Source organism: Vibrio sp. Vb1574 (assembly GCF_033338675.1).
This window is the reverse complement of sequence record NZ_JAWOTC010000266.1, coordinates 1-1,282: the sequence shown is the minus strand read 5'-3', so window position 1 is coordinate 1,282 and position 1,282 is coordinate 1. Positions and strand designations below refer to the sequence as shown.

The 1,282-nt window shown below is 45.5% G+C and carries 2 protein-coding genes; one reads left to right on the top strand and one right to left on the bottom strand.

The window, feature by feature from the left end; genetic code table 11:
• The coding region (locus R7O12_RS25400; RefSeq protein ID WP_318126833.1) for a cellulose-binding domain-containing protein at positions 1–336 on the top strand (336 nt) is incomplete at its 5' end.
• Positions 337–444: 108 nt separating this feature from the next.
• Here the strand turns inward: R7O12_RS25400 and R7O12_RS25395 are convergent.
• The coding region (locus R7O12_RS25395; protein ID WP_318126831.1) for a sugar phosphate nucleotidyltransferase at positions 445–1,282 on the bottom strand (838 nt) is incomplete at its 5' end.

Here is a 1,282-nt window from a genome sequence, read left to right as displayed (position 1 = left end):
CTTGATATGGTTTACTACCTACCAATCTCTGGTCCGGCTAACTACTCAGTGATTTCTGGTGGTAAAGAGTTTGCGTTCAAGTTTGAGCAACCAGATCTACCAATCGGTGACCTAAACGCGGGTACTGGCGGTGGCGGTACAACTGAACCAGGTTCTTGTGACACTGCTGGTTTGGTAACATACCCAAATCTGCCACAAACTGACTGGGCAGGTAACCCAAGCCACGCAAACCAAGGTGACAAAGTCATCCACAATGGTGTGGTTTACCAAGCAAACTGGTGGACGGCTTCTGAACCAGGTAGCGATGGTAGCTGGGCTACAGTATGTAACATCTAATCATTATTGATTAACTGTTATTACCTAACTTTCATAGGTACTTAAACAAAAGCGCACGGTAATTATCGTGCGCTTTTTCGTTCATGTTGTCGTTTGAATTTAGGACTCTCAGAACTGGTAGCTCTCCGGTATAACAACAATGCCTTTTTCTGAGATCTTGAAGCGTTTGGCGTCTTCAACCTTATTGATGCCGATTTGTGTGTTCGGTGGTATGCGAACGTGTTTATCGACGATGCAATTCACCAGTTGGCTGCCTTCACCGACTTCTACATCATCAAAAATGATGGAATCCACAACGGTCGCGCTGTCTTGAATGCGCACATTTGATGAAATGATCGAGTGCTGGACTGAGCCACCTGAGTTGATAACACCGGTAGCTATGATCGAGTTGATGAAAATACCTTCGTTTCCTGTTGCAGAAGAGACGGTTCTCGCTGGTGGAAATTGAGGTTCGTAAGTGCGGATAGCCCAGTTAGATTGATAAAGGTTCATCGGAGGTACTGGTTCCAATAAATCCATATTTGCTTCATAGAAGGAGTCAATTGTCCCGACATCACGCCAGTAACAATCTTTATCGACACGACCTTTGCTGCCACAAAACTTGTAAGCGTAAACCGATTCGGTGTCGATCAATTTTGGAATAATGTCGTTGCCAAAGTCATGGCTAGACGTTTCCAGTTTCGCATCTTCGGTCAGCGCTTCTTTGAGCACATCCATATCAAAGATGTAGATCCCCATTGATGCAAGGCTCTTGGCTTTATCGTCAGGAAGAGTAGGTGGGTTTTCGGGCTTCTCGACAAAAGACTTAACCAGTCCGTTTTCAGCGATTCCCATTACTCCGAAAGCAGAGGCGTCCTTTACTGGAACATCCATACAAGCGACGGTCAGCTTTGCCCCTTTCTCTTTATGCTCCTCAAGCATCGCTGCGTAATCCATACGATAGATA